This window comes from Flavihumibacter profundi, assembly GCF_020076305.1.
Lineage (GTDB): Bacteria > Bacteroidota > Bacteroidia > Chitinophagales > Chitinophagaceae > Flavihumibacter > Flavihumibacter profundi.
In genome coordinates this window covers 1,399,779-1,422,451 of the sequence record NZ_JAIQXE010000001.1, presented here as the reverse complement: position 1 = coordinate 1,422,451, position 22,673 = coordinate 1,399,779, and the positions used below count along the sequence as shown (strand labels likewise).

20 protein-coding genes are annotated in these 22,673 nt (G+C 43.2%); 13 read left to right on the top strand and 7 right to left on the bottom strand.

All coding sequences use genetic code 11. The annotated features are described in order from the left end of the window. Nucleotides 1-116 precede the first annotated feature (116 nt). Complete coding sequence (locus tag LAQ65_RS06150) at nucleotides 117-1,133, bottom strand: LuxE/PaaK family acyltransferase (protein ID WP_224116067.1); 1,017 nt, start codon at nucleotides 1,131-1,133, stop codon at nucleotides 117-119. 52 nt (nucleotides 1,134-1,185) lie between these two features. On the opposite strand from LAQ65_RS06150, the gene LAQ65_RS06145 reads away from it, so the two are divergent. From LAQ65_RS06145 to bioB, 4 genes are read left to right on the top strand one after another with little or no spacing between them, the layout of a single operon-like run. Continuing rightward, entirely contained in the window at nucleotides 1,186-1,665 is a 480-nt protein-coding gene (locus tag LAQ65_RS06145) for a hypothetical protein (protein WP_224116066.1), read from the top strand. 9 nt (nucleotides 1,666-1,674) lie between these two features. Further along, a complete protein-coding gene (locus tag LAQ65_RS06140) occupies nucleotides 1,675-2,514 on the top strand; it encodes a UbiA family prenyltransferase (protein ID WP_224116065.1) in 840 nt (279 codons plus the stop codon). Between the two features lie 33 nt (nucleotides 2,515-2,547). Beyond that, the gene (locus tag LAQ65_RS06135) at nucleotides 2,548-3,663 is read left to right on the top strand and encodes a M42 family metallopeptidase (protein WP_224116064.1); all 1,116 of its coding nucleotides are present in this window, start codon (nucleotides 2,548-2,550) and stop codon (nucleotides 3,661-3,663) included. A gap of 10 nt (nucleotides 3,664-3,673) precedes the next feature. Next, nucleotides 3,674-4,648, top strand: a complete 975-nt coding sequence (gene bioB / locus LAQ65_RS06130) for a biotin synthase BioB (RefSeq protein ID WP_224116063.1) — start codon at nucleotides 3,674-3,676, stop codon at nucleotides 4,646-4,648. A gap of 4 nt (nucleotides 4,649-4,652) precedes the next feature. On the opposite strand, the gene porQ is transcribed toward bioB, so the two are convergent. Continuing rightward, on the bottom strand, nucleotides 4,653-5,636 hold the full coding sequence (gene porQ / locus LAQ65_RS06125; protein WP_224116062.1) for a type IX secretion system protein PorQ: 984 nt from the start codon (nucleotides 5,634-5,636) through the stop codon (nucleotides 4,653-4,655). Nucleotides 5,637-5,797: 161 nt separating this feature from the next. Continuing rightward, nucleotides 5,798-8,200, bottom strand: coding sequence for an endopeptidase La (gene lon, locus LAQ65_RS06120; RefSeq protein WP_224116061.1), 2,403 nt, complete (start codon nucleotides 8,198-8,200; stop codon nucleotides 5,798-5,800). A 222-nt stretch (nucleotides 8,201-8,422) separates the two neighbouring features. Here lon and LAQ65_RS06115 point away from each other — a divergent pair, with 222 nt between their 5' ends. The 6 genes from LAQ65_RS06115 (at nucleotide 8,423) to LAQ65_RS06090 (ending at nucleotide 16,684) form a co-directional block, all read left to right on the top strand. Next, nucleotides 8,423-9,244, top strand: coding sequence for a purine-nucleoside phosphorylase (locus LAQ65_RS06115; RefSeq protein ID WP_224116060.1), 822 nt, complete (start codon nucleotides 8,423-8,425; stop codon nucleotides 9,242-9,244). Nucleotides 9,245-9,282: 38 nt separating this feature from the next. After that, nucleotides 9,283-11,253 carry a putative porin gene (locus LAQ65_RS06110; protein ID WP_224116059.1) on the top strand — a complete coding sequence of 657 codons (1,971 nt, stop codon included), beginning with the start codon at nucleotides 9,283-9,285 and terminating at the stop codon, nucleotides 11,251-11,253. A gap of 1,017 nt (nucleotides 11,254-12,270) precedes the next feature. Continuing rightward, nucleotides 12,271-12,759, top strand: a complete 489-nt coding sequence (locus LAQ65_RS06105; RefSeq protein WP_224116058.1) for a TlpA family protein disulfide reductase — start codon at nucleotides 12,271-12,273, stop codon at nucleotides 12,757-12,759. Nucleotides 12,760-12,870: 111 nt separating this feature from the next. Then, nucleotides 12,871-13,959 (top strand): hypothetical protein, encoded by a 1,089-nt coding sequence (locus LAQ65_RS06100; protein WP_224116057.1) that lies wholly within the window; start codon nucleotides 12,871-12,873, stop codon nucleotides 13,957-13,959. 8 nt (nucleotides 13,960-13,967) lie between these two features. Next, nucleotides 13,968-15,392: a gluconokinase gene (locus LAQ65_RS06095; RefSeq protein WP_224116056.1), complete on the top strand. Its 1,425-nt coding sequence runs from the start codon at nucleotides 13,968-13,970 to the stop codon at nucleotides 15,390-15,392. Beyond that, complete coding sequence (locus LAQ65_RS06090) at nucleotides 15,380-16,684, top strand: GntT/GntP/DsdX family permease (protein ID WP_224116055.1); 1,305 nt, start codon at nucleotides 15,380-15,382, stop codon at nucleotides 16,682-16,684. Before LAQ65_RS06095 ends, LAQ65_RS06090 begins: the two co-directional genes overlap by 13 nt. A gap of 2 nt (nucleotides 16,685-16,686) precedes the next feature. On the opposite strand, the gene LAQ65_RS06085 is transcribed toward LAQ65_RS06090, so the two are convergent. From LAQ65_RS06085 to LAQ65_RS06070, 4 genes are all read right to left on the bottom strand, one after another. After that, the gene (locus LAQ65_RS06085) at nucleotides 16,687-17,595 is read right to left on the bottom strand and encodes a matrixin family metalloprotease (RefSeq protein ID WP_224116054.1); all 909 of its coding nucleotides are present in this window, start codon (nucleotides 17,593-17,595) and stop codon (nucleotides 16,687-16,689) included. A gap of 32 nt (nucleotides 17,596-17,627) precedes the next feature. Next, a complete protein-coding gene (locus LAQ65_RS06080; protein WP_224116053.1) occupies nucleotides 17,628-18,611 on the bottom strand; it encodes a YpdA family putative bacillithiol disulfide reductase in 984 nt (327 codons plus the stop codon). A gap of 5 nt (nucleotides 18,612-18,616) precedes the next feature. Further along, nucleotides 18,617-19,690 (bottom strand): 3-oxoacyl-ACP synthase III family protein, encoded by a 1,074-nt coding sequence (locus tag LAQ65_RS06075; RefSeq protein WP_224116052.1) that lies wholly within the window; start codon nucleotides 19,688-19,690, stop codon nucleotides 18,617-18,619. Between the two features lie 127 nt (nucleotides 19,691-19,817). Continuing rightward, nucleotides 19,818-20,366 carry a DUF1415 domain-containing protein gene (locus LAQ65_RS06070; RefSeq protein WP_224116051.1) on the bottom strand — a complete coding sequence of 183 codons (549 nt, stop codon included), beginning with the start codon at nucleotides 20,364-20,366 and terminating at the stop codon, nucleotides 19,818-19,820. Between the two features lie 161 nt (nucleotides 20,367-20,527). On the opposite strand from LAQ65_RS06070, the gene LAQ65_RS06065 reads away from it, so the two are divergent. From LAQ65_RS06065 to LAQ65_RS06055, 3 genes are read left to right on the top strand one after another with little or no spacing between them, the layout of a single operon-like run. Then, complete coding sequence (locus tag LAQ65_RS06065) at nucleotides 20,528-21,544, top strand: sugar kinase (RefSeq protein ID WP_224116050.1); 1,017 nt, start codon at nucleotides 20,528-20,530, stop codon at nucleotides 21,542-21,544. Beyond that, a complete protein-coding gene (locus LAQ65_RS06060; RefSeq protein WP_224116049.1) occupies nucleotides 21,537-22,220 on the top strand; it encodes a bifunctional 4-hydroxy-2-oxoglutarate aldolase/2-dehydro-3-deoxy-phosphogluconate aldolase in 684 nt (227 codons plus the stop codon). The genes LAQ65_RS06065 and LAQ65_RS06060 overlap by 8 nt, the downstream gene beginning before the upstream one ends. A 26-nt stretch (nucleotides 22,221-22,246) precedes the next feature. After that, nucleotides 22,247-22,474 carry a CDGSH iron-sulfur domain-containing protein gene (locus LAQ65_RS06055; RefSeq protein WP_224116048.1) on the top strand — a complete coding sequence of 76 codons (228 nt, stop codon included), beginning with the start codon at nucleotides 22,247-22,249 and terminating at the stop codon, nucleotides 22,472-22,474. Nucleotides 22,475-22,673 lie beyond the last annotated feature (199 nt).

The window sequence follows — 22,673 nt, the reverse complement described above, 5'->3', positions numbered from 1 at the left end:
GGTTCAGTGGCTGGTAAGCAAAAAAGCAGTAAGATCTGGTCACTCCATGGCATTTCTGCCATCTGGTAGTATTAGACCTGAGTTCCTATAATTACGCTGCGTCGGATTAAAAAAAATTAAATGGTCATTAAGCTGCAACCCCGGATATCAGAATTGTCAATTCTTCCTAAAACTTCAAATCCCCCATCCGGATGCATTCTGCCCATATCATCGGTGGCAATAAAACAACAGGAATCGATATTGGCCAGGTCAATTACATTGATCGCTCCATTTTTCACCCGGCGGGTATCACCCGGCGGGTAATGCCCGCCGGGTGATACGACCACAAGGGGATCATCTTCTTCGCGGAAAAGGATTTTTAGCCAGGGTGGTGAATAAAAGATGCCGTTATCGGCCGAGTAAGCTTGGGAGAGGAGTTCGGTCATGCCGTATTCTGAGTGAATTTGTGCCTCACCAAAAGAATTGGATAGTTTCTGGTGCAATTCGGGCCTTGTCAATTCCTTCCGACGCCCCTTCATCCCACCTGTTTCCATTATAATAGTATGGTGCAAATTAATCGGGAACTTATCTGCAAAATCAAGTAAGGCAAAAGTTACCCCAATCAAAATTGCCCGCTGGCCGTTTTTTTCGAGGCTAAGCAAAGTTTCGCTGAGTTTATCGTGGTCATAAAGGTAAAATCCGCTTTGCGGATGCCCCGATAGCCGGATCAGTTCATCTACCATAAACACCAGCGATGAATGTTGCCTTTCCAGGTATGCTGGTAAGAGACCAATAATGCACAAATCCTGAGGCATTCCGTAAAATATCTCGAATCCCCGGGTAAAACTTTCCCTGTAAATATCGAGTGACCGGACAAGGTGCCTGCTATTAATTGTACCGGTAGTTCCACTGCTTTCGAAAAACGTTTCTGGTTCAAAATCACCGGTTTTAACGGCATGTGTTTTAAAGAAACGGATAGGCAGAAAAGGTATATCGGTAATATTTATAACCTTCTCCGGCGGCCTGTGGATGGCTGAGCAAAACTGCCGGTAAAGTGGATTTTGATCATATTGATACCTGAAGACCTCCAATACAAGGGAATCGGGAAGGTATTTGCCAACGCTGAAAATTTTATGAATCAATTCGCTTCGCATGTTAGGTTAATCAACAGGTTGTTGATAAATTCGTTCACAATATAGATCGTATATGCTTAGGAAACTGATACCCGCTTTGATAATTGTAGCCTTAATAACGGGCTGTGAAAAAAACTCCTATCAGACCAAGCCCCAGTTGAAACTGAAGTCCCAAACCAGTGAGGTACCTTTCAATACAGATGCGATATTTTCTGTGACCTGCGAATTTACAGATAAGGAGGGTGACCTTCCGGGTGCCTCTGATTCTTCCCTTGTATATACGGCCAAGGCTTTAAATAAGAGAAAGATTGATTACGGCGCTTATGATACTTCCTATGCGGTAGTATATACCCAATTACCCAAATTCCCCGACAAATCATCCGGTGAAATTGAAGTCCAGTTTGCCCAGCCCAATTATTACCGTCCCATAAAAAATCCAGCCCCCGGGGAAGATGCAAACGACACAATAGTTATTAAAATTGTAGTTAAAGACCGTGCCGGAAATGTGAGTGATACCCTCACTTCGAATCCAATTGTGCTATATGGCCAATAGATGTTGTGCATGAAAAAGCTGGCCGATTTCCTGATATTCGGAGCGGTATTTATTGCCTGTTGTGCAGTGGCGCTATGTTATGAAACAAACCTGTTGCTGGGCATTCCCCCAAATTCGCCATCAGTTTACCTATTTATTTTCGGCGCCACCCTGGTACAGTACAACCTGCACTACCTTTTTAAAAACAGCCCCGGAACTACTGCTGCAACTCCCAGGGATGCCTGGAGTGCCAGCCACAGGAAAACGCAAAAGTTTTTAGGTATTGCAGGATTTACCCTAATCCTTTCCACGGTATGGTGGCTTCAGCCCAGGCATTTTGTGGTACTGGCTATCCTGGCTTTACTCGCATCCCTTTATTCCCTGCCACTTTTACCTTTCCGGCGTAAACGCCTCAAAGAATATGGGTTATTTAAAATTTTTCTGCTTTCGCTGGAATGGACCCTTGTAACTGTATGGTTTCCATCCGACCAGTCGGGCATTGATCCTACCAGCTATTGGTTGGTTTTAATCCGTCGGTTTGTTTTTATGTTTGTGCTTTGCCTGTTATTTGATATCCGTGATATAGAATCTGATCGTGCCGCTGGAATCCGCACCCTGCCTGTACGTACCGGCGCAACAATTGCCTATCGGTATGCCGATTATGCCTTAATTATTTTCGTGGTCCTTTCTGTCTGGCAACTCACCCATACCGGAAATATTGTATTCTTTAATGCCATGTTTTTGTCGGCGATTTGCACCAAATTGATGATACAAATCACAAAAAAAGTGAATAATGAATATGTTTACCTACTGGGCGTTGATGGAATGATGCTATTGCAGGCATTGTTAGTGGCCGTCGGAACCATCTAGTCTTTATCTTTGATCGCTAAACAGTATGGAAATATGGCCAAAAGTAAAACCGTTAATAAAAAGACAAGTATACTTACGGAAAAATCTCACCAGTTTTTGCGTAGCTACCTCAATACCCCTTCGCCGGTTGGATTTGAAAGTGGTGGACAAAAAGTGTGGCTGGAATATTTAAAACCGTATGTGGATAGCCATTTTGTGGATCCTTATGGTACCGTTGTTGGTGTGGTGAATGCCGACGCTCCCTTTAAGGTAGTGATTGAAGCCCATGCCGATGAGATCAGTTGGTTTGTTAATTATATAACTCCCGAAGGATTGATCTACCTGAAAAGAAATGGTGGTGTGGACCACCAGATCGCACCCGCACAAAGGGTATTCATACACGGGAAAAAAGGAATGGTAAAAGCTGTTTTCGGCTGGCCGGCAATACATACCCGTATGTCCAACACCGACCAGAAAGAACCATCACCAAAGGTCGATAACCTTTTCCTGGATTGTGGCGCCCGTAGCAAAAAAGAAGTTGAAGATCTTGGTGTACATGTTGGTAATGTGGTCACCTACCAGGATGGGTTCGACGAACTAGCGCATGATTATTATATTGCACGCGCCTTTGATAACCGGATTGGCGGATTCATGATCGCTGAAGTAGCCAGGCTGCTGAAAGAAAACAAAAAGAAACTGCCATTCGGCCTATATGTGGTTAATGCTGTGCAGGAAGAAATAGGTCTCCGTGGTGCTGAAATGATTGCCCGCCGCATTAAACCCAATATCGCAATTATTACCGATGTTACCCACGACACATCAACGCCAATGATCAGCAAAATTATTGAAGGCGATGTTGTTTGCGGGAAAGGCCCTTCACCTACCTACGGCCCGGCAGTTCATGTGAAATTGCTCAACCTTGTACAGGAAGTTGCAGAAAAAGCAAATATCCCTTTACAAATGCGCACTGTAAGCCGCAGCACCGGAACTGATACAGATTCCTTTGCCTATGCAAACGATGGTTGCCCTTCTGTACTGATTTCCATTCCACTCAGGTATATGCATACCACAGTTGAAATGCTGCATAAAAATGATATTGAACAAACCATTCAGCTGATGTATGAAACATTGCTTACGCTGTCACCCAAAACGAACCTAAATTACCTGTAAATTGCCCGAAATGCTGAGAAACAACTGGACAAAAGCAGAGATTTCAGAAATATACAATACACCTTTACTCGAGCTTATATACAAAGCAGCTACGCTACACCGCGAGTACCAGGATATAGCGGAAGTGCAGGTGTGCACGCTGCTTTCAATAAAAACAGGCGGGTGTTCTGAAGATTGTGCCTATTGCCCGCAGGCTGCACGCTACAATACCGGCATTGATGTGCAGGCGCTGATGAAAACGGAAGATGTGCTCGATTATGCGAAGAAGGCGAAAGAAGCCGGTTCTACCCGTTTTTGCATGGGAGCAGCATGGCGGGAAGTAAGGGATAACCGCGACTTTGACCGTGTAATCGATATGGTGAAAGGGGTAAATGAACTAGGCATGGAAGTGTGTTGTACGATGGGGATGCTTTCTGAAGATCAGGCGAGGAAACTTCAGGCTGCCGGACTCCATGCATACAACCACAACCTGGATACTTCCGAAGAGCATTATGGTGATATCATTACCACAAGAACCTATGATGACCGTCTTAAAACCCTCAGCAATGTACGAAAGGCGGGTATCAGCGTTTGCAGCGGAGGTATTATTGGCCTGGGGGAAACACACGAAGACCGCATTGGCATGTTACATACCCTGAGTACACTGCCGAAGCATCCTGAATCTGTGCCAATCAATGCGCTGGTTCCGGTGGCCGGCACACCTTTACAGCACAATAAAAAAGTGGATATCTGGGATATGGTACGAATGATTGCTACCGCCCGTATACTTATGCCGGGCACAATGGTTCGCCTGAGCGCAGGAAGAAATGAGATGAGTATTGCCGAGCAGGCCCTTTGTTTTATGGCCGGCGCCAATTCCATTTTCGCCGGTGAAAAACTACTCACAACCCCCAACCCATCTTTTGATACAGATAATATGATGTTTGGGTTACTTGGACTAAAACCAAGAGAAGCTTTTAAAGAAGAAAGAGTTGAAGTTAGCTAAACCTTTAGTTGCCCGCTAAATCAATATTCATCCCAAACTGGTTATATGCCTTACTGTTGCTCTGGTATGCCCTTGCATACCGGAGCTGCAGGCGGGGCAATAATACCCCAACACCAAGAGAAAATCCTGTTAAACCATTTGCAGTATTAGCAATGCTTAATTCCCTTCGTTTTAAATGATTGTACCCGGCAGTCAATTCAATTTTATCAGCGATAAAAAACTGCGTAGCTACAACAAAATGCTGCATTATTTTATCAAAGCTGCCCGAACTGTCCGCGCTGTAAAGGATCATCCTGTGTAGCTCCCTGGCTGTTAATGAAAATTGGATAGGAGCTTTCAACAGTCTTTTTGTAATGCCCAGTTGCAGGTCAAATGGCAGGTTCTCTTTTCCTTCGCCAGAATATGATGTTAACTGAACCCCCATATTTTTCATAAGCAATCCAACCTGCCATTGCCCAACACTATCTGCATAATTTACACCAATATCCATAGCCATTGCATTTGACTTGTACATGCCATAATCTGATTGAATGAATTTTATGGCAGAGCCATAAAACCAGTGTTGGGCGTATCTCCGGGATGCACTTACCTGAGCGACAAAATCTTTTGGTTTGAATTCTCCGTCTTCGTTGCCGGCTGCATCGGTTTGAACAATATTCCCATAACTGAAATACTGGACACTTGCTGCGAAAGAGGTGGACAAAGACCCGCTATACATGCTTCCGGTAAAATGAATATTTTTTATGCCAGCAGGCAGGGATGTAAAAACGAATCCGAGTTGCTGGTGCATTTCAGGCCTTAGCAGGGCTGGTTGCTGGTAGCCCATTGTAACATCATTGCTTAAAACGCTTATATTTTCGCCACCCAAAGCGGTATGCAGGGCACTGACTGGCAAGCGAAGAAAATTGTAAACATCAGCTCCCCCGGCTACCTGGGCATTGGCAGATGAAAATGTTATGAATAGTATTAACGCTAGCCAATGCCGCATATAAAGGAAACCTGGTTGAGGCAGTAAAATAATAAAAAATCCCCCATGGAGATGGGGGATCATTAAACCTTAAAACAACCAACATGAAATTCATACAAAAAAATTATTACAATGAATTTGCCGGTTTGTTTAAATATTTATTTGTTAAATCTATTATTATGCTAAATCAGTGAAAGGTCCAACACCTGCTGCATAGTTTTCACATAATGAAAAGTGACACCCTTAATAAAAGTGGTATCTATTTCAGCTACATCTTTTTCGTTCTGCCAGCAAAGCACGATTTCTTTTAATCCCGCCCGTTTTGCAGCCAATACTTTTTCTTTTATCCCTCCAACAGGTAAAACCTGCCCGCGTAAAGTAATCTCACCGGTCATAGCCAGGTAAGGCTTAACTTTCCTGCCGGTAAATGCTGAAGTAAGGGCTGTTAGCATTGTAACCCCCGCGCTTGGCCCATCTTTAGGTACAGCGCCTTCCGGAACGTGTACATGTACATTTTTTTTGGAAAATACATCAGGTTCAATGCCTAGTTTTCGTGCGTTGGCCTGAATATAGGTAAGGGCTGTTGTGGCACTTTCCTTCATTACATTACCCAGGTTGCCGGTAAGCCGCAGTTCCCCTTTTCCTTCGCTTAATGTGGTTTCGATAAACAAAATATCCCCTCCAACATAGGTCCAGGCCAAACCAACTGCAACACCCGCCATATTGGCGGTTTTGTAGATTTCATTACTATACCTGGGCTTGCCTAATATCCTTTCCACATCTTCTGACGTCACTGAATGTTTTACCTTTCCCGTTATAGCATATTCTTTGGCCAGGGCCCGCATGATGGATGCCAGTTGCCTGTCCAGTTCCCGCACACCACTTTCACGGGTATAATCTTCAATCAATTTATCCAGGACTTTATCGGAGATCCTGAAATTGATTTTTGCCAGCCCATGCGCTTCCTTTTGTTTGGGCAGCAGGTGCCTGCGGGCGATTTCTACTTTTTCTTCAATTGCATAACCACTTAAATCAATAATTTCCAGCCTGTCACGCAATGCTGGTTGAATATTACTGACATTGTTGGCAGTAGCTATAAACAATACTTTACTGAGGTCGTATTCAAGTTCCAGGTAATTGTCATAAAAGGAATTATTCTGTTCGGGATCCAGTACTTCCAAAAGAGCAGAAGAAGGGTCTCCGCGCTGGTCGGCACCAACTTTATCGATTTCATCCAGGATCATTACCGGGTTTGAGGTTTTAGTTTTCCGGATCGATTGCAGGATTCTTCCGGGCATCGCCCCTATATAGGTTTTACGATGGCCTCGGATCTCACTTTCGTCATGTAGTCCGCCTAAACTTAACCGTACATATTTCCTGCCGATAGCACTCGCTATACTTCGCCCTAAGGATGTTTTACCAATACCAGGGGGGCCAACGAAGCAAAGGATCGGGCTTTTCATATCACCTTTAAGCTTTAGTACAGCAATATATTCGAGGATCCTCTCCTTAATTTTTTCCATGCCATAATGGTCGTGGTCCAGCACTTCCTTGGCATGGATAAGATCGTAAGAGTCAACTGTATAATCCCCCCAGGGAAGGTCGAGCATCAAGTCAAGGTGGTTATACACCACCGAATAATCGGGAGTGGATGGATGCATCCTTTCCAGTTTTTCAATACCCTTCTGGAACATTTCCTTTGCTGCGGCGGGCCATTTTTTTTGCTCCGCCTTTTTCTTCATTTCCTTTATTTCCAGCTCATTGCTATCACCACCCAATTCCTCTTTAATGCTTTTCATTTGCTGCTGGAGGAAATATTCCCGCTGCTGCTTGTCCAGCTCAGTTTTAGTTTTGTTAGTGAGTTTGTTTTTTAGCTCTGCGAACTGTAATTCCCTTTGTAGTAATTGCAGCAATAGGTCGGCCCTTTCACGGATATCATTGGATTGCAACAATTCCTGCTTTTCCCCCAATTCAGTGTTCAGGTTGCTGGACACAAAATTGATTAGGAAAGAAGGGTTCTCAATATTTTTCAGGATAATCGCTGCTTCGGAAGGAATATTAGGCGAAAACTGGATGATCTGGTTGGCCAGGTCTTTAATATTATCGACATATGCTGCGAAATTCTCATCAGCAGGGGCAATGTCTTCCTCAATGAGGTCTACCCTGGCACGGAAGAATGGGTCATCCGCCGTAAACTCCAGGAGTTTGAACCGGCGTTTACCCTGGATAATAATGGTTGTGCCACCATCCGGCATTTTAATCAGTTTAACAATTTTAGCCACTGTGCCAATAGCTTCCAGGTCGCCTGTAGCCGGGTCTTCGATATTGCTATCCTTCTGGGCCAGGACACCCACCAGCTTATCATTTTTGTATGCTTCGTTAACTGCTTTTATGCTTTTATCCCGCCCAACTGTAATAGGCAATACAACTCCTGGGAACAATACGGTGTTCCGCAGGGGTAATATGGGCAGGTCTTTTGAAATGACAAGGTCCTGGCTATCGTCTGATTCATGTTCATTCAGCGGAATAATCGGAATGAAATCCATTTCATCTTCTGGTTTGAGAAAAAAATTCGATTGATTCATAATCATCTGTTGTTATGACAAAATAACACTTCCTTTCCTTTTTTTCTTGTTTAAAGCGGAAAAGGGTGTATGGTCAAGTATAATGCCATGGGCTGTATTGCGCCATTATTGGCGGGGAACAAAGGTTAAAAATGACAGATAGTTAGCAAGTTGAAAGCTTCAGCGCGCCATCAATCCTTATATTTGCGCCCCGCCCCGGCGGTAAACTATTAACTTGAGAATATGTCAGATTTGATGAATAGTTTGGGAGAAACGGTTCAATTCATACAATCCCGTTATGCGAATACCCCAACAGTTGGGATTGTTTTGGGGAGCGGATTGGGTAACCTGGTTGCAGAAATGAAAGTTGAACAGGAGATTCCATATACTGAAATTCCACATTTTCCGGTTTCGACAGTGAAAGGACATAGTGGCAAATTAATCTTTGGGGAACTGGCTGGGAAAAAGGTATTGGTTATGGCCGGACGCTTTCATTATTATGAAGGGTATTCAGCCAGCGAAGTAACCTATCCTGTTAGGGTGATGAAAATGTTGGGGGTGGGTACGCTGCTCATATCAAATGCAGCGGGTGGAATGAATCCCGATTTTGAAGTAGGCGATCTGATGGTTATCCAGGACCAGATCAGCCTGTTTACCGTAAACCCGTTAATCGGAAAAAACGCAGACGAACTGGGGCCAAGGTTTCCTGATATGAGTGAACCTTTTAATAAAGGCCTGATCAGTAAAGCAAGGACTATCGCCAAAGAACTGGGTATTAATTTGCACAAAGGGGTTTATGTGGGTGTAACCGGACCAACCTTTGAATCCCGTGCCGAATATAAAATGCTGCATATTCTTGGCGCCGATGCAGTAGGTATGAGTACGGTGCAGGAAGTTATTGTAGCAAGGCATATGGGTGTGAACGTATTTGCCATAAGTGTAATTACCGACCTGGGCATAAGGGAAGAAGAAAATACTATTACGCACGAAGAAGTACTTCAGGCAGCCCGTGAAGCAGAGCCTAAACTAACCGCCATTTTAAAGCAACTCGTGCAAGTAATCTGAGATTGAAAAAGATCGTTTATATATTCGGGTTAATCCTAATGGCAATATCTTCACAGGTAGTGGCACAGAATCCTATGGGCAGGTACCAAAGCATGGGTAGGATGGGCGGGACCTCTGGCACTAAAGACAGCCTGAAGCGCCGGGACAACCTGGAAGACTCCATCACCATCCGCTATCGTTACCTCGATACCACCCGGTTAATGATGCTGGATTCTTCAATTATTGATTTTCGGGCCCGTTTCCCAATTCCAATGGATTATCTCCATTTAAGTAACCTGGGTAGTGCAGCAAAACCATATGCATTTTCACCCCGCTTAACCAGTGGATGGGACCCCGGGTTTCATGCCTTTGATATTTATAAAAACCCTCTCGACAAGGTTCGCTTTTTCCAGACTACAAGACCCTATTCGGAGTTGGGCTATATGCTGGGAAGCAGGGGGGAGCAAAACATTCATCTTTTGCATACACAAAATATAAGGCCGAACTGGAACTTTGCATTTAAATACGAACTGATCAACTCACCTGGTTTTTTCAAAAACCAGAATACAAATCACAACAGCTACGTGATCAATTCCTTCTACAATTCCAAAAACAAACGATATAGCCTTTATTTCATCTGGATTGGTAATTCAATGCAGGCAAATGAAAACGGGGGTATGAAAACAGACAAAGATTACCTGAATGATGTTATTACTTATAAGGAAAGGAGTACCATTCCCGTAATGCTGGGCAATTATGTTGCAATCGGTCAAAGTTTCCTGAACAGTACATTAAATACCGGCAACCGGCAGAAGGAAGGTGGTTTACTGATCCGGCAACAGTATGACCTGGGGCAGCGGGACTCGCTGGTTACAGATTCTACGGTTATACCGCTTTTCTATCCGAAATTGAGAATGGAATATACTTTTCAGTATAATAACTATCAATATAAGTATTACGACTCAGAACCGGATACACCAATTTATATTCAACACTATAATTTCCTGGTAACGCCGCCAGCCAAATTTACTATTGAAGAACGCTGGTCAGAAATTGTCAATGATTTTTCATTGTATACCTTCCCGGTAGGTAAAAATCCGCAGCAATTCCTTAAAGCAGGAGCTTCCATCCAAAACCTCACTGGTAATTTTACCGATGGGAAAAGAACCTACTATAATATTTTCCTGCACGGTGAATACCGGAATAAAACGAGGAATAAAAAATGGGATATCGAAGCCAATGGTAAATTTTACCTGGCCGGTTATAATAATGCGGATTTCGATCTGTTTGGAAGCCTTAAACGATACGTCAGCAGGCGAATCGGGTATGCGCAAATCGGCTTGCAGAATGTAAACCGCACACCATCCTTTATTTACGAAACTGCAAGCAGTTTCAGCCTTGGCGGTCAACCAACATTCAATAAGGAAAATATTACCCGCATATTCGGGTCTATTGAAAATGATGCCAGGAGATGGCAGGTCAATGCAAGCTACTTCCTGGTTAATAATCTTACCTATTTCACTGATTACTACAAAGCTGCGCAGGCTTCTGCTTTTTTCAATGTGCTGGAAGTAAGCGGACAAAAAATCTTTAGGGTCAGCAGGCACTGGAACTGGCTGGCCAAGGTGCAGTTTAACCAAAAGATTGGTAATGGACCAGTAAATATGCCTTTGTTTTTTACACAGCAACGGTTGGGCTACGAAGGAAAACTTGGCTATGCTAACCTGGTATTTGCAGCTGGAGTTGAAGCCCGTTACCATTCTGGTTACAAGGCCGATAATTACTCCCCTTTGCAAAGCCAGTTTTTTTACCAGGATAAGGAAACAATTCGCATGAAACTTCCTGATATAGCCGCTTATATGCATTTCAGGATAAGGGGCTTTACTGCTTATGTCAGGGCAGAAAATCTTAATACGGCCAGGTTTAAGGATGGCTCATTTGGTTGGACAAACAATAACCTGGCAGCTCCCGCCTATGCTTACCCGGGATTCCTGCTTCGCCTGGGAATATTCTGGAGTTTTGTAAACTGATCTTCCGATTAAAAAAGTTTAAAGGGATTAGAATGCATAATCACATTTTCTGCACTAGCTATATCAACCTGAAGAAAATTCTGGCCATATCCCTTGCATGGACCTGTTTTTTGTATCCGGCGGGTTGCTGGTTGAGAATCATTATTATATGGGCCAGATTACTGATGCTGGATTTACTATTATGGCCGGTTCGAAGAATTCAAAATACACTCATTGCGCCAAAGACAAGAATAAATTCAGAAGGCATTGTTGCAAGCATGAATATAAGCAGGTTTAGATTTCTGTTGACCTGAAACCGGCTTTTCTGGGGTATAATATGTAAGTGCCTTTAGTTGGTATTCTTTATCGGGTTGGCAACAGGAATATAATATAGTTAAATTACCCTAAACATTACCATTTACCAGTCAAATGCCCCGCTGGTCTTAGATATTTCCCGGAAAAGTTTACTTTGGATTTTTAGAATTTGACAGGATTTTGTTTGAAGATCATTCCTGGAATTATCCAGGGAAACAGACTCCTCTTTTTTATTTTAATTACATTCATGAAAACGATATCATTTTTTCAAATTTTCTCTTTATACTTATCTCTTCTTTTTCTTTTGCCAAGGCTATGAAAGAAACCAGCAAGGAAGCCATTAAAGTTTGGGGCAACTTTGAAATGTGTAAAATGTGTAAAATGACAATTGAAAAAACTTCAAAATCTGCCGGCACATTCAGTGCAACCAGAATACTGAAATAAAATTAAAAGTATTTAACTATGTTTAAAATGTTAATGGTTCAGATAAGATCCAGCAGGCTATAGCCGTTTCTGGTTATAATACTGAAAAATTTGCCGCCGACCGGATGGCGATTGACAACCCGCAGATGTACTGCTCCTGTTATAAAGATAAAGGCTGCAGCAATTCTGAAATACTGTATGCTGCGGAATTTTAAAAGCAAATTATGGCTACCGGAAAAGCGTGTTTATAAAATAACTATTTAAAAAAGCCCATCCTTAGGTGTGGGCATTCAATTACATATGAAGAAAATATTGGCAGTTTGGGTTGCAGTTTGTTTGTTTACTTCGGTAAATGCGCAGCCGAAAATTGGTACTCTTGCCCCTGAAATTATTTTACAGGATAAAAATGGGAAGGCGATAAGCCTGACCTCATTACGGGGAAAAATTGTATTGGTCGATTTCTGGGCCAGTTGGTGTATGCCGTGCCGTAAAAGCAATAATTCGATATTGCCATTGTATGACAAATACAGGAAAAAGGGGTTTGAAGTATATGGCATCAGTCTTGACCAGGACCCCGCGGACTGGCAAAAAGCCGTTAAGGCAGACCGGATTGAATGGTTGCAGTTTAATGAAAAGGGGGGATGGGATACCCCTACAGCGAATGCCTGGAAAATTGAACTTCTACCAACTTCTTTTTTATTGGATAAAAACGGGATAATCATTTCAATTGATCCCAATCCGACTGAATTGTCAAAGTACCTGGAGCAGGCATTAAAGACTAATAAATAGCTATTTCAAATCCTTTGTATTGAATTTGTCTTTCTGAAAGTATACAGGGCCAATGGTAAGCAGACTAAATCGGCCAATCTGGCGTTATAGGCTTATCCAATACAATCTGGTATGAAAAAACTATGGTTAATACTTGCCGCGGTAGTGCCTGCAGGTTTACTCCAGGCACAGAAAGTGGACCTGGACCGATATGAATTTACGGCTGCGTTCCGGGATTTGCCAAAATTGCAAATAGATTCTTCCTTTCATACTTTTGATTTTACACTTGAAACTGGGCCTTTAATGAAACTAGCCATTGCACAGGACCACCCTGAGGAGAGTCTTGAAATTGAAGGTTGGCGGCGTCTTCCGTCTTCCGCACATATTTCTGTGAATTTGAGGATGGAAGACCTGATTATTGTTAAAACAAGCGTTGACCAGCGAGAGGAACTGAAAAAAGATAAAAATGGGAATATTACCAGCAGGAAGTTATGGTATGCGCCGCTGATTACCTATACCTACGGCGCGACAGTTTCGGTTAAAGACTATACCGGGAAGCAGTTGCAGCAATACCAGGCTGTAACCAGGAATGATCAGTATACGTACAAGGGAGTTGAGTCAGGAAGCCAATTGGCTGCAGCGAATATCCTGCTGAATATGTTCACGATAACGGCTTTGGTTAGTCGCGATGTTTGTTACCGCACAATCAATCAATTGTCGGGCGATCTTTCAGATAACTATGGCTATATTGAACGCAGGAATACTGAATCTGTTTGGTTAATCGGCAACCGAAAGCATCCGGAATATGATGATTTCAGGGCAAATTGGGCAATAATTAAAAATGCCTTGTTTCGCATGACTCCAAGTGAACCGCTCGACGGAATTAAAGAAGAAGTGAAACCTGCCATTGCTTATTTCGAAAAGATAAGGAAAGAATACAGTAGCAACAGTAAGGGTGACCGTAAACTGCGGTATGCCACATATTACCTGCTGGCGAAATTGTACTATTACCTGGATGATCCTGATAATGGCGTGCGTGAGGCAACAGGCCTTATTTTAAATGATTATGATGCCCGTGATGGCAAAGGCCTGGAAGAAGGAGCTATCAGGTTGAAATCGCAGTTATCACTGAATAAAAGAAAATCCAGGCATTTTCCATTGGATGTATATAGCCTGCAGGGGCCTCATGTTCATAGCGAATCATTATATTCGGTGCAGTAAAACTGCCTATGCATTATTATGCCGGTCTTGATATTGGAACTACACATACCAAGCTGATCATTTGCAATTCTTCACTGGAACTGGTTTTCCAGTCTAAACTGGGTTACCAGAAAGGATTTGGAGACAGGCTCGATGCAAATGAGATACTGCAACATGCAAACTCACTGTTGTTGCAGGCCAGCGAGGAGTTGTCTTTAGCCCACCACCAGATTACCATCTCATTAAGTGCAGCAATGCACAGTATTTTGCTTGTTAATGAATCAGCGGAGCCTATTACCCCTATGTATACCTGGGCAGATAACAGCAGCCTGCCGTTGGTTGAGAGCTGGAGGGGCAATACAGCTGTAAATAATTTATTTTTCGATACAGGAACTCCCTTGCATCCGATGTCGCCTTTTTGCAAACTGGCCTGGATGCGGCAAAATTCACCTGAATTACTTTCCTCAGCTTTTAAGTGTATTGGTATTAAAGAGCTGGTCTGGTATCATTTTACCCAATGCTGGGAAATTGACCATAGCCTGGCTTCAGCTACAGGCTTTTTTTCATTGCATACCCTTGATTGGAATCCGGAAGCACTGCTAATTGCAGGACTTACCACGGGTAAGTTGTCACTACCTGTTCCTGTTACCCGAAAAATTGATAAAGGAAATATTCATTGGGTGATTGGTGGAAGTGATGGTTGCCTGGCACAATTGGGGAGCGGTGCTATGACCAGTGGAGCAGCAGCTTTGACTATCGGAACCAGCGGGGCGATCCGTATTTTATTACCACGGTTATGGGTAGATGAAAGGAAAGAACTCTTTACCTACCTGCTGGACCAAGAAAATTTTGTTTGTGGGGGTGCTACTAATAATGGCGGCATTGTTTTGCAATGGTGGCAGCAGCAGGTAATGGGAAAATCGGGTGATGTAAATGACCTGGCAGGGGACTTTGTATCGGAAGCATCCTCAGCAGAGCCTGGTTGTGATGGATTAGTTTGCCTGCCTTATTTCGGGGGAGAAAGGGCCCCTGTCTGGAATGCGGCAGCACGAGGGCAGTTTGTTGGTATACATAACCGGCATGGGCAACCTGAATTTAAACGTGCTATCCTGGAAGGCATAGGGTTCTCGTTTCTTATGTTATTACAGAAACTGGAGCAGGCTGGCGGACCAATTCAAAAAATATACGCTAGTGGCGGCTTTACGCATAATCCCTTGTGGGTGAAATTAATGGCGGATATCCTTCGGAAGCCTATACTTGTTCCTGAAGAAGAAGTGGATGCCTCTGCTATGGGGGCGATTGCTATTGGCATGAAAGCGGAAGGAATAATTCAAAACTTGAACGAATTTGCTGGAATCAGGCCTATCCGGCAGAAAACCTATACTCCTGATCACCATGCGAGAGAGGTTTACGATTTCAATTACCAACTTTTTTGCAGGCTATGTCAGTATTAATTCTTATTGCAGCAATTGGTTTGTTGTTTTTCCTTACCCTGAATAAGGTCAGTCCTTTTATAGCCCTCCTGCTTGTTGCCCTGGGTGTTGGACTGGCATATGGCCTTTCCTTTCCTGTTTTGATGAAATCCATTCAGAATGGGGTAGGGAATATTTTGGGAAGTATGGCATTGATATTATGCCTGGGTGCAATGCAGGGTCGATTATTGGAAAAAACAGGAGTTGCACTGGTAATCAGCCAGTTCCTAATGAAAAAATTCGGCAAAACACATCTCCAATGGGCCGTTTTGCTGATGGGTTTCCTGGTGGGTATTCCCTTGTTTTATAATGCCGGTTTTGTGATTTTGGTTCCCTTTGTATTTACAATTGCAGCAAGCGCAGGTGTACCTATACTTTATGTTGCAATGCCTATGGCGGCCTCTTTATCGGCTACTCATGGATTTTTACCACCACATCCCGGCCCAGTTGGACTGGCCTCGATTTTTAAAGCTTCAGTAGGCAAAACCATGTTATTTGGATTGCTGGTAACATTACCTGTAGTCTGGATGGCCGGAATTCTTTTTGGGAAGCGATTCCGATCTTCTTACATTACCAGCAAGGGAGCTGTTTTACCTTCCGAAAACCGACAGCTGCCGTCTGCCTTCCAGAGTATTTTTATTGCTCTTTTGCCTATAATAATGATCGCCCTCCCTGCAGCGGTAATAAGTTTGTTTAATCCTGGTCCTTCACTCAACAGCATCTTATCTGCAATCGGCGACCCTGTTATGGCCATGCTGATTACAGCAACTGCTGCGGGTTATTTCCTGGGCATAGGGCGGGGTATGCCTATAAGTGAATTAATGGAGCATTATACGAAAGCTATAGAAAGTGTGGCAATGATCATGATGGTAATTGCTGCTGGTGGCGCTTTTAAAGAAGTATTAATGGTTAGCGGAGTTGCTAATGAAGTTGCAGCAGTAATTTCAAAAAATTCATTTCCTCCCCTTTTAGCAGGATGGCTGGTAGCAGCAGCAATAAGGGTGATGATCGGTTCGGCAACAGTTGCGGGACTAACTGCTGCCGGCATATTGGCACCGCTTGTGCAATCTTCAGGAGTATCACCTGAACTAATGGTTTTATCCGTTGGTGCAGGCAGTGTATTTTGTTCTCATGTGAATGATACCGGCTTCTGGATGTTCAAGGAATACTTTGGTATTTCTGTGAAAGAAACATTGATGTCCTGGACTATTATGGAATCAATTGTTTCTGTAACCGGACTCCTGTTTGTGCTTTTGTTTTCGGCTTTTGTATAAGGTTAATTATTCCAGTTTTTCCAAATTGCACATTCAAACGATTTGTCCTCTTCTTTGGGTTGTCTGAGGGCGTCAACATATACTGCATTCATAACAGCCCTTGGTGTGAAACGGATTTTTCCGTCTTTACACAAAATACCCTTACCAAAATGAGAAAGACCCAGGGCGTGACCAGTTTCATGCAGGGCAACGGATTCAATATCGTAATCTGTATTTTTACTGATGCGCCACTGAAAATTGTCATTATAATAAGTTTCGCGGAATGCCACATCATTAATACCATTTCCGTCAATGTCTGTAGGTGCGCCGTTTTCATCAAAATAAATAAAGGTAAAAGTAACCGCTAATATAAAATCGCCACCTCCCGGTGTCAACTGGTTAAAGAATTCCCCGGGAAGAAAACCCGCATGCTGGATGTCAGCTATGTTATTTGCATAACCACCAAAACCTAGTTGGCTGGAAACATAACCCAGGTTTTCTGTGGTAAAAACCTGCTGCATCTGCAATCGGGTACAACTTGCTTTACTCCAGGTATTCATTGCGCGTTCAATTGCTGCATGAACTGCATTTTGAGATATTCCAAAATCATGTGTGAGCTGGTCTCCAATGGCAAAAGTTAACATCCTTGTTGAGCCCCGGCGTGGGTCGAGGGAAACAAATTCAGCATCCGGAAAGGTTTTTTTATCGTTGTAAATGATGGTTTTGCCTTCCGATTTAGATTTGTTGCAAGTGAGGTATTCTGCTTTTAAAAGTCCGGCTTTGTGTTTGCTGAATGCGGCTTTCGGCATCGCAGTATACAGTGTGCCCGCAGGAAAAACAAGGCTATTTTCGGGTTTTACATCGGTTTTTGTACAAGCGGCCAGCATCAGGCAGGCAGTTGCCATGCTCACAAGGGCTGATAAGGGTTTCATAAACAGGAACAGGTTTGAGATATATTAAGAAATTACTTCATTTTTTCTTTAACGTCAGAAATGATCCTTTTCGCATGTATTCTTGAATTTTCAATAAATAAACTGTGGGTGTCCATTCCCCCGCATATTACTCCAGCCAGGTATATATTGGGTATATTTGTTTGGTGGGTCTTCTCATCATATTCAGGTTTACGTGCCGTTTCTTTCGATAACCGGATGCCGGTCTTTTCCAGGAAGTCCAGGTTAGGTTCATAACCTGTCATCGCAATTACCCAGTCATTTTCAATGGTAACCATGCCATTGGGCGTTAAGATATCAATTTCATGTTCGCGTATAGCCGAAACTGTACTGGAGTAATAAGCCTTGATAGAACCTTCCTTAATGCGGTTAATAATATCAGGCCTTACCCAGTATTTCACCCGCTGGCCAATTTCCGTCTGCCTTACAACCATAGTTACTTCAGCACCCTTGCGCCAGGTTTCGAGTGCTGCATCAACTGCTGAATTCTGCGCCCCGATTACTACCACTTTTTGCATGGCATAAAAATGAGGGTCTTTATAATAATGGGTTAGCTTAGGCAGGTCTTCACCAGGAATATTAAGCGTGAAGGGGATATCATAAAATCCGGTTGCGATGATTATATAATTCGCTGTATAAACAGCCCTTGACGTAGTAACTATAAACCTTTTTCCTTTGCTGTTAATGGCAGTAACTTCTTCAAATAACTTAATTTGGATATCGTGGCTTACTGCAACGCGCCGGTAATATTCCAGTGCCTCGGCCCTTGTTGGCTTTGGATTAATAGATACAAATGGGACCTTGCCAATCTCCAATCGCTCGGAAGTGGAGAAAAAAGTCATATTGGTAGGGTAGTGGTACAAAGAATTGACCAGGCATCCTTTTTCCAATACAATGTAGTCAATCCTTGCTTTCCTGGCCTCCAGGGCACAGGCCAGCCCAATGGGGCCACCGCCTATAATCACTAAGTCGTGGTGTGGTATCTTTTTTGTAGGCATTTTTTTTAATAGCGGTAACAAACGGCATTGATATTCATGCCTGCTCCAACTGAAGCAAAAAGTATGATATCCCCTTTATGAAGTTGGTGTGGTTCCAGCTCATTACGAAGAACCAGGTCATACAAGGTGGGAATAGTAGCGACAGAACTGTTCCCCAGCCATTTAATGCTCATAGGCATAATGTTTTCAGGAACCGTCGAATGGCCATATAATCCATAGAAATTTTTAATGATCACCTCATCCATTTTTTCATTAGCCTGATGTATAAAAATTTTTTTCAGGTCTTCAATTTTAACACCGCTTTTTTCCAGGCAGTCTTTCATTGCTGCCGGCACCTGTGATATGGCATATTCATATACCTTACGTCCCTTCATCTTAATATACCGTTGCCGGGTATCCGATCCTGGTAAGTACGAACAGCCGAAGTCAATAAACCCAAGTTCTGAGCCAGTGTCTGATCTTACAGCAGTTCCAAGTATACCAGGCCCGTCTGCTGTGGTTTCCTGCCATTCAAGAACTGCCGCTCCGGCGCCGTCTGCAAAAATCATACTATCCCGGTCGTGTTCATCAATAACCCTGGAAAGTGTTTCTGTTCCAATGACCAGGCTTTTTGTACATGCACCGGCTTTAGAAAAAAGATCGCATTGGATAACGCCCTGCAACCAACCCGGGCATCCAAATAAAATATCATATGCAACGCAGGAAGGATTGCGTATACCCAGCCGGTGTTTAATACGGGAAGCCAGTGACGGTACCGTATCACTCTGAATTTCGCCAGCTTTAATATCGCCATAGTTATGGGCCACAATAATATAATCCAGCGTTTCAGGGTCAATACCACTATCTTCAATGGCTTTACGGGCAGCTTCCAAACCCATGCAGGAAGCTGTTATTTCCGGATCTGCATACCTGCGTTCTTCAATTCCGGTAATCTGCCGGAATTTTTCTGCAATAACAGCATTAGGGGTATCAATATGTTGTTTCTTCTCAGAAAAAAAAACGTTTTTTAAAAAAGCATCATTCTTCCTGATCTGTTGCGGGATATATTTTCCGGTACCGGAAATAATTGATCTTTTCATTGTGTAGCCGGAATTTTTTCGGACTCGGTTTAAAGTTCGGAGTTTTACTGCTTTTATTCGCTGTCTTCAATAAAAAATCTTACTATAAATTTTTTAGTTGTTGGTAAAGCCGTTACCACAACCAAACTTATTTCAGGCAGTTATCTCGCAACATTTTCATATAGATCAGCCCCTTTTCCCTGGCAAATTGCATATTGCGTATGGGAATATCTTCTGGATCCCCGGAATAATATTCCAGTGCTATTTCAATGCTTTTTTCCCGAAGCAGGTGAAGCATGGGGTAAGGCGAACGGTTAGTATAATTTGCAGCATCGTTTGCGGGTGCTCCCTCAAAAAGATAGTCGGGGTGAAAACTGGCCACCTGGTAAATACCTTCATAGCCTTCTGTTTCAATTAGTTCTTCCGCCAGTGAAACGATATCCAGGTAATCCATAAAACCGGGAAAGGCCCTTGAAAAAATCAGTAAGCAGGTTTCGGTTTCCGGGTGCCCATCCAGGTACAGGCATTCATCCAGGAATGCCTGCAGGCACAAATCTTCTGCAATTTCTTCAACCACCTTGTAACGAACAGTTTCCCGGCTCATTTCCCTGGCAGCAAAAGGACATAAATTACAGCCTACTACTACGTCAGTGATCCATTTACGGGTTTGGTTGATGACATTTTCAGTGGAAATCATACAGCAAGTTAGGAATCCTTTCCCTTAAGCCCATTTCAACAGGCTTATTTTGCCTTTTAAGGGGATAGTTATATAATTATGATGTTTGGTTCAAGCTTAATTTTGTGGTTTTGAATAATTCTGTCGTATCTTTTTGCACTTCTGAATTCAGCTTATTCCAGATGAGAAAAGTATTTTGTTTTGGTGAATTATTGTTACGGCTTTCACCTGCACCTAATGGTGAATGGCTAAGGAAACATGTTGTGCCTGTATATGCCGGTGGGGCTGAACTAAATGTAGCGACAGCACTGAGCCGCTGGGGAATGCCGGTTAGGTACTTTACTGCATTGCCCGACCATTACCTGAGCCACGATATTTCGGATTACCTGCTCCAGCAGGGCATTGATACCAGTGCTATCAGGTATTCGGGTGAAAGAATCGGCACTTATTATTTACCACCAGGTACCGACCTGAAAAATTCTGGTGTGATTTATGACAGGGCGAATTCCTCCTTTGCCAGTTTAATGCCAGGCCAAATTGAATGGGAAATCCTCTTTGATGGTGTGGAATGGTTTCATTTCAGCGCAATTTGCCCGGCATTAAATGAAAACCTGGCCAAAATTTGTGAAGAAGCATTACTGGTAGCTACTAAAAAAGGTATCAGGATTTCGGTGGACCTGAACTACCGGGCAAAACTTTGGCAATACGGAAAAAAGCCAGTGGAGATCATGGACCGGCTTTTACCACACTGCCAGCTGATTATGGGCAATATCTGGTCGGCCAATTCACTTGCCGGAATTCCAGTGGATGAGAATATTCACCCAGGTGCTACCCGGGATACTTACCTTGATCATGCCGCTAAAACAGCACTGGCTATAAAAGAGAAATATTCTGCCTGCAATTCTGTTGCACTTACATACCGGTTTGAAAAGGGAAATGGTATTGACTATTTTGGTACCCTCCACCTTGCGGGTGGCAATTATTGCTCCCCGTTATTTACAACCAAACAGATCCTTGACCGTGTGGGTAGCGGCGATTGTTTTATGGGTGGATTGATTTATGGAATTTATAATGAGCATTTACCCCAGCATATTATTTCATTCGCTGCTGCTGCGGCTTTTGGTAAATTGCTGGAATATGGTGATGCAACACAGCAATCTGCCTCAGAGGTGGAATCTCTTTTAAAAGCTTATGAATAATTCATTCCAAATTACAGACAAGATCGGGACGCAAGGGGTGCTGCCATTGTTTTATCACGGCGAGTTGGCAGTTTGCATAGCCCTTACAGATGCATTATACCGCGCAGGCATAAGGGTTATAGAATTTACTAACAGGGGCCCGGCAGCCATGGATAATTTTAAAGCGCTTATTGATTACCGTGATCATCACTGGGCGGGCCTTTTATTGGGTATTGGAACAATAAAAACGGCACAGCAGGCGATTGATTTCAGTGCTGCCAATGCCGATTTTTTAGTAAGTCCGGCTTACCTGCCTTCCATCGCAGAAACCGCCGGGTACCTGGGGAAATTATGGATTCCGGGTTGTATGACGCCGTCTGAAATTGCAGCTGCAGAACAATCAGGAGCAAGGGTTATTAAGCTATTCCCGGGAAATTTACTGGGCCCTGAATTTGTTAAAGCTATCAGGGAACTATTTCCAGATATTTCTTTTATGCCTACGGGTGGCGTTACTCCGGTTGCAGAAAATTTACAGCAGTGGTTTTCATCAGGCGTATTTGCTGTAGGTATGGGTAGCCAGTTAATCAGTAAGTCGCTTTTACAGCAGCGCGATTATTCGCGTATTGAAGTGGATACTGCTAACCTCCTGCAAATGGTGCAGGCTATCAGGAATCCGGAAAACAAGCCGGCTGTTTAATAAAACTATTGCCTTATTTTTGCACTATGGCTACAACAATTATTACCGTAAATAACAACGGCTCCCTGCGAGTGGAGGGTGATTTTGAAATAAGGGATAAAGAAGGTAATGTTTATGATCTTGGCGGAAGGGAAATTGTAAGTATTTGCCGTTGCGGATTGTCACAAAACAAGCCATTCTGCGATAGTTCTCATAAAGGCCATTTTGAACATGAGGCTAAAGCCTTTGCCTTACCACCGAAAAAAACGAGCTGACCTGGTTAGCTAAACTCGATTTGCTTGTACATTTCGGTCGCGTTTAATAGAACGGATTTCATCAATTTGGATTTCCGATAATTTTATATTTCAGGAATTTCCGGACTTTAGATGCAGGCCTATAAATTGCTTTTCCCGGATTTATTCAGTTCCGTTGCCTTCCTGTGAATCCTGGCTTGATGTTACCTTCACTAATTAA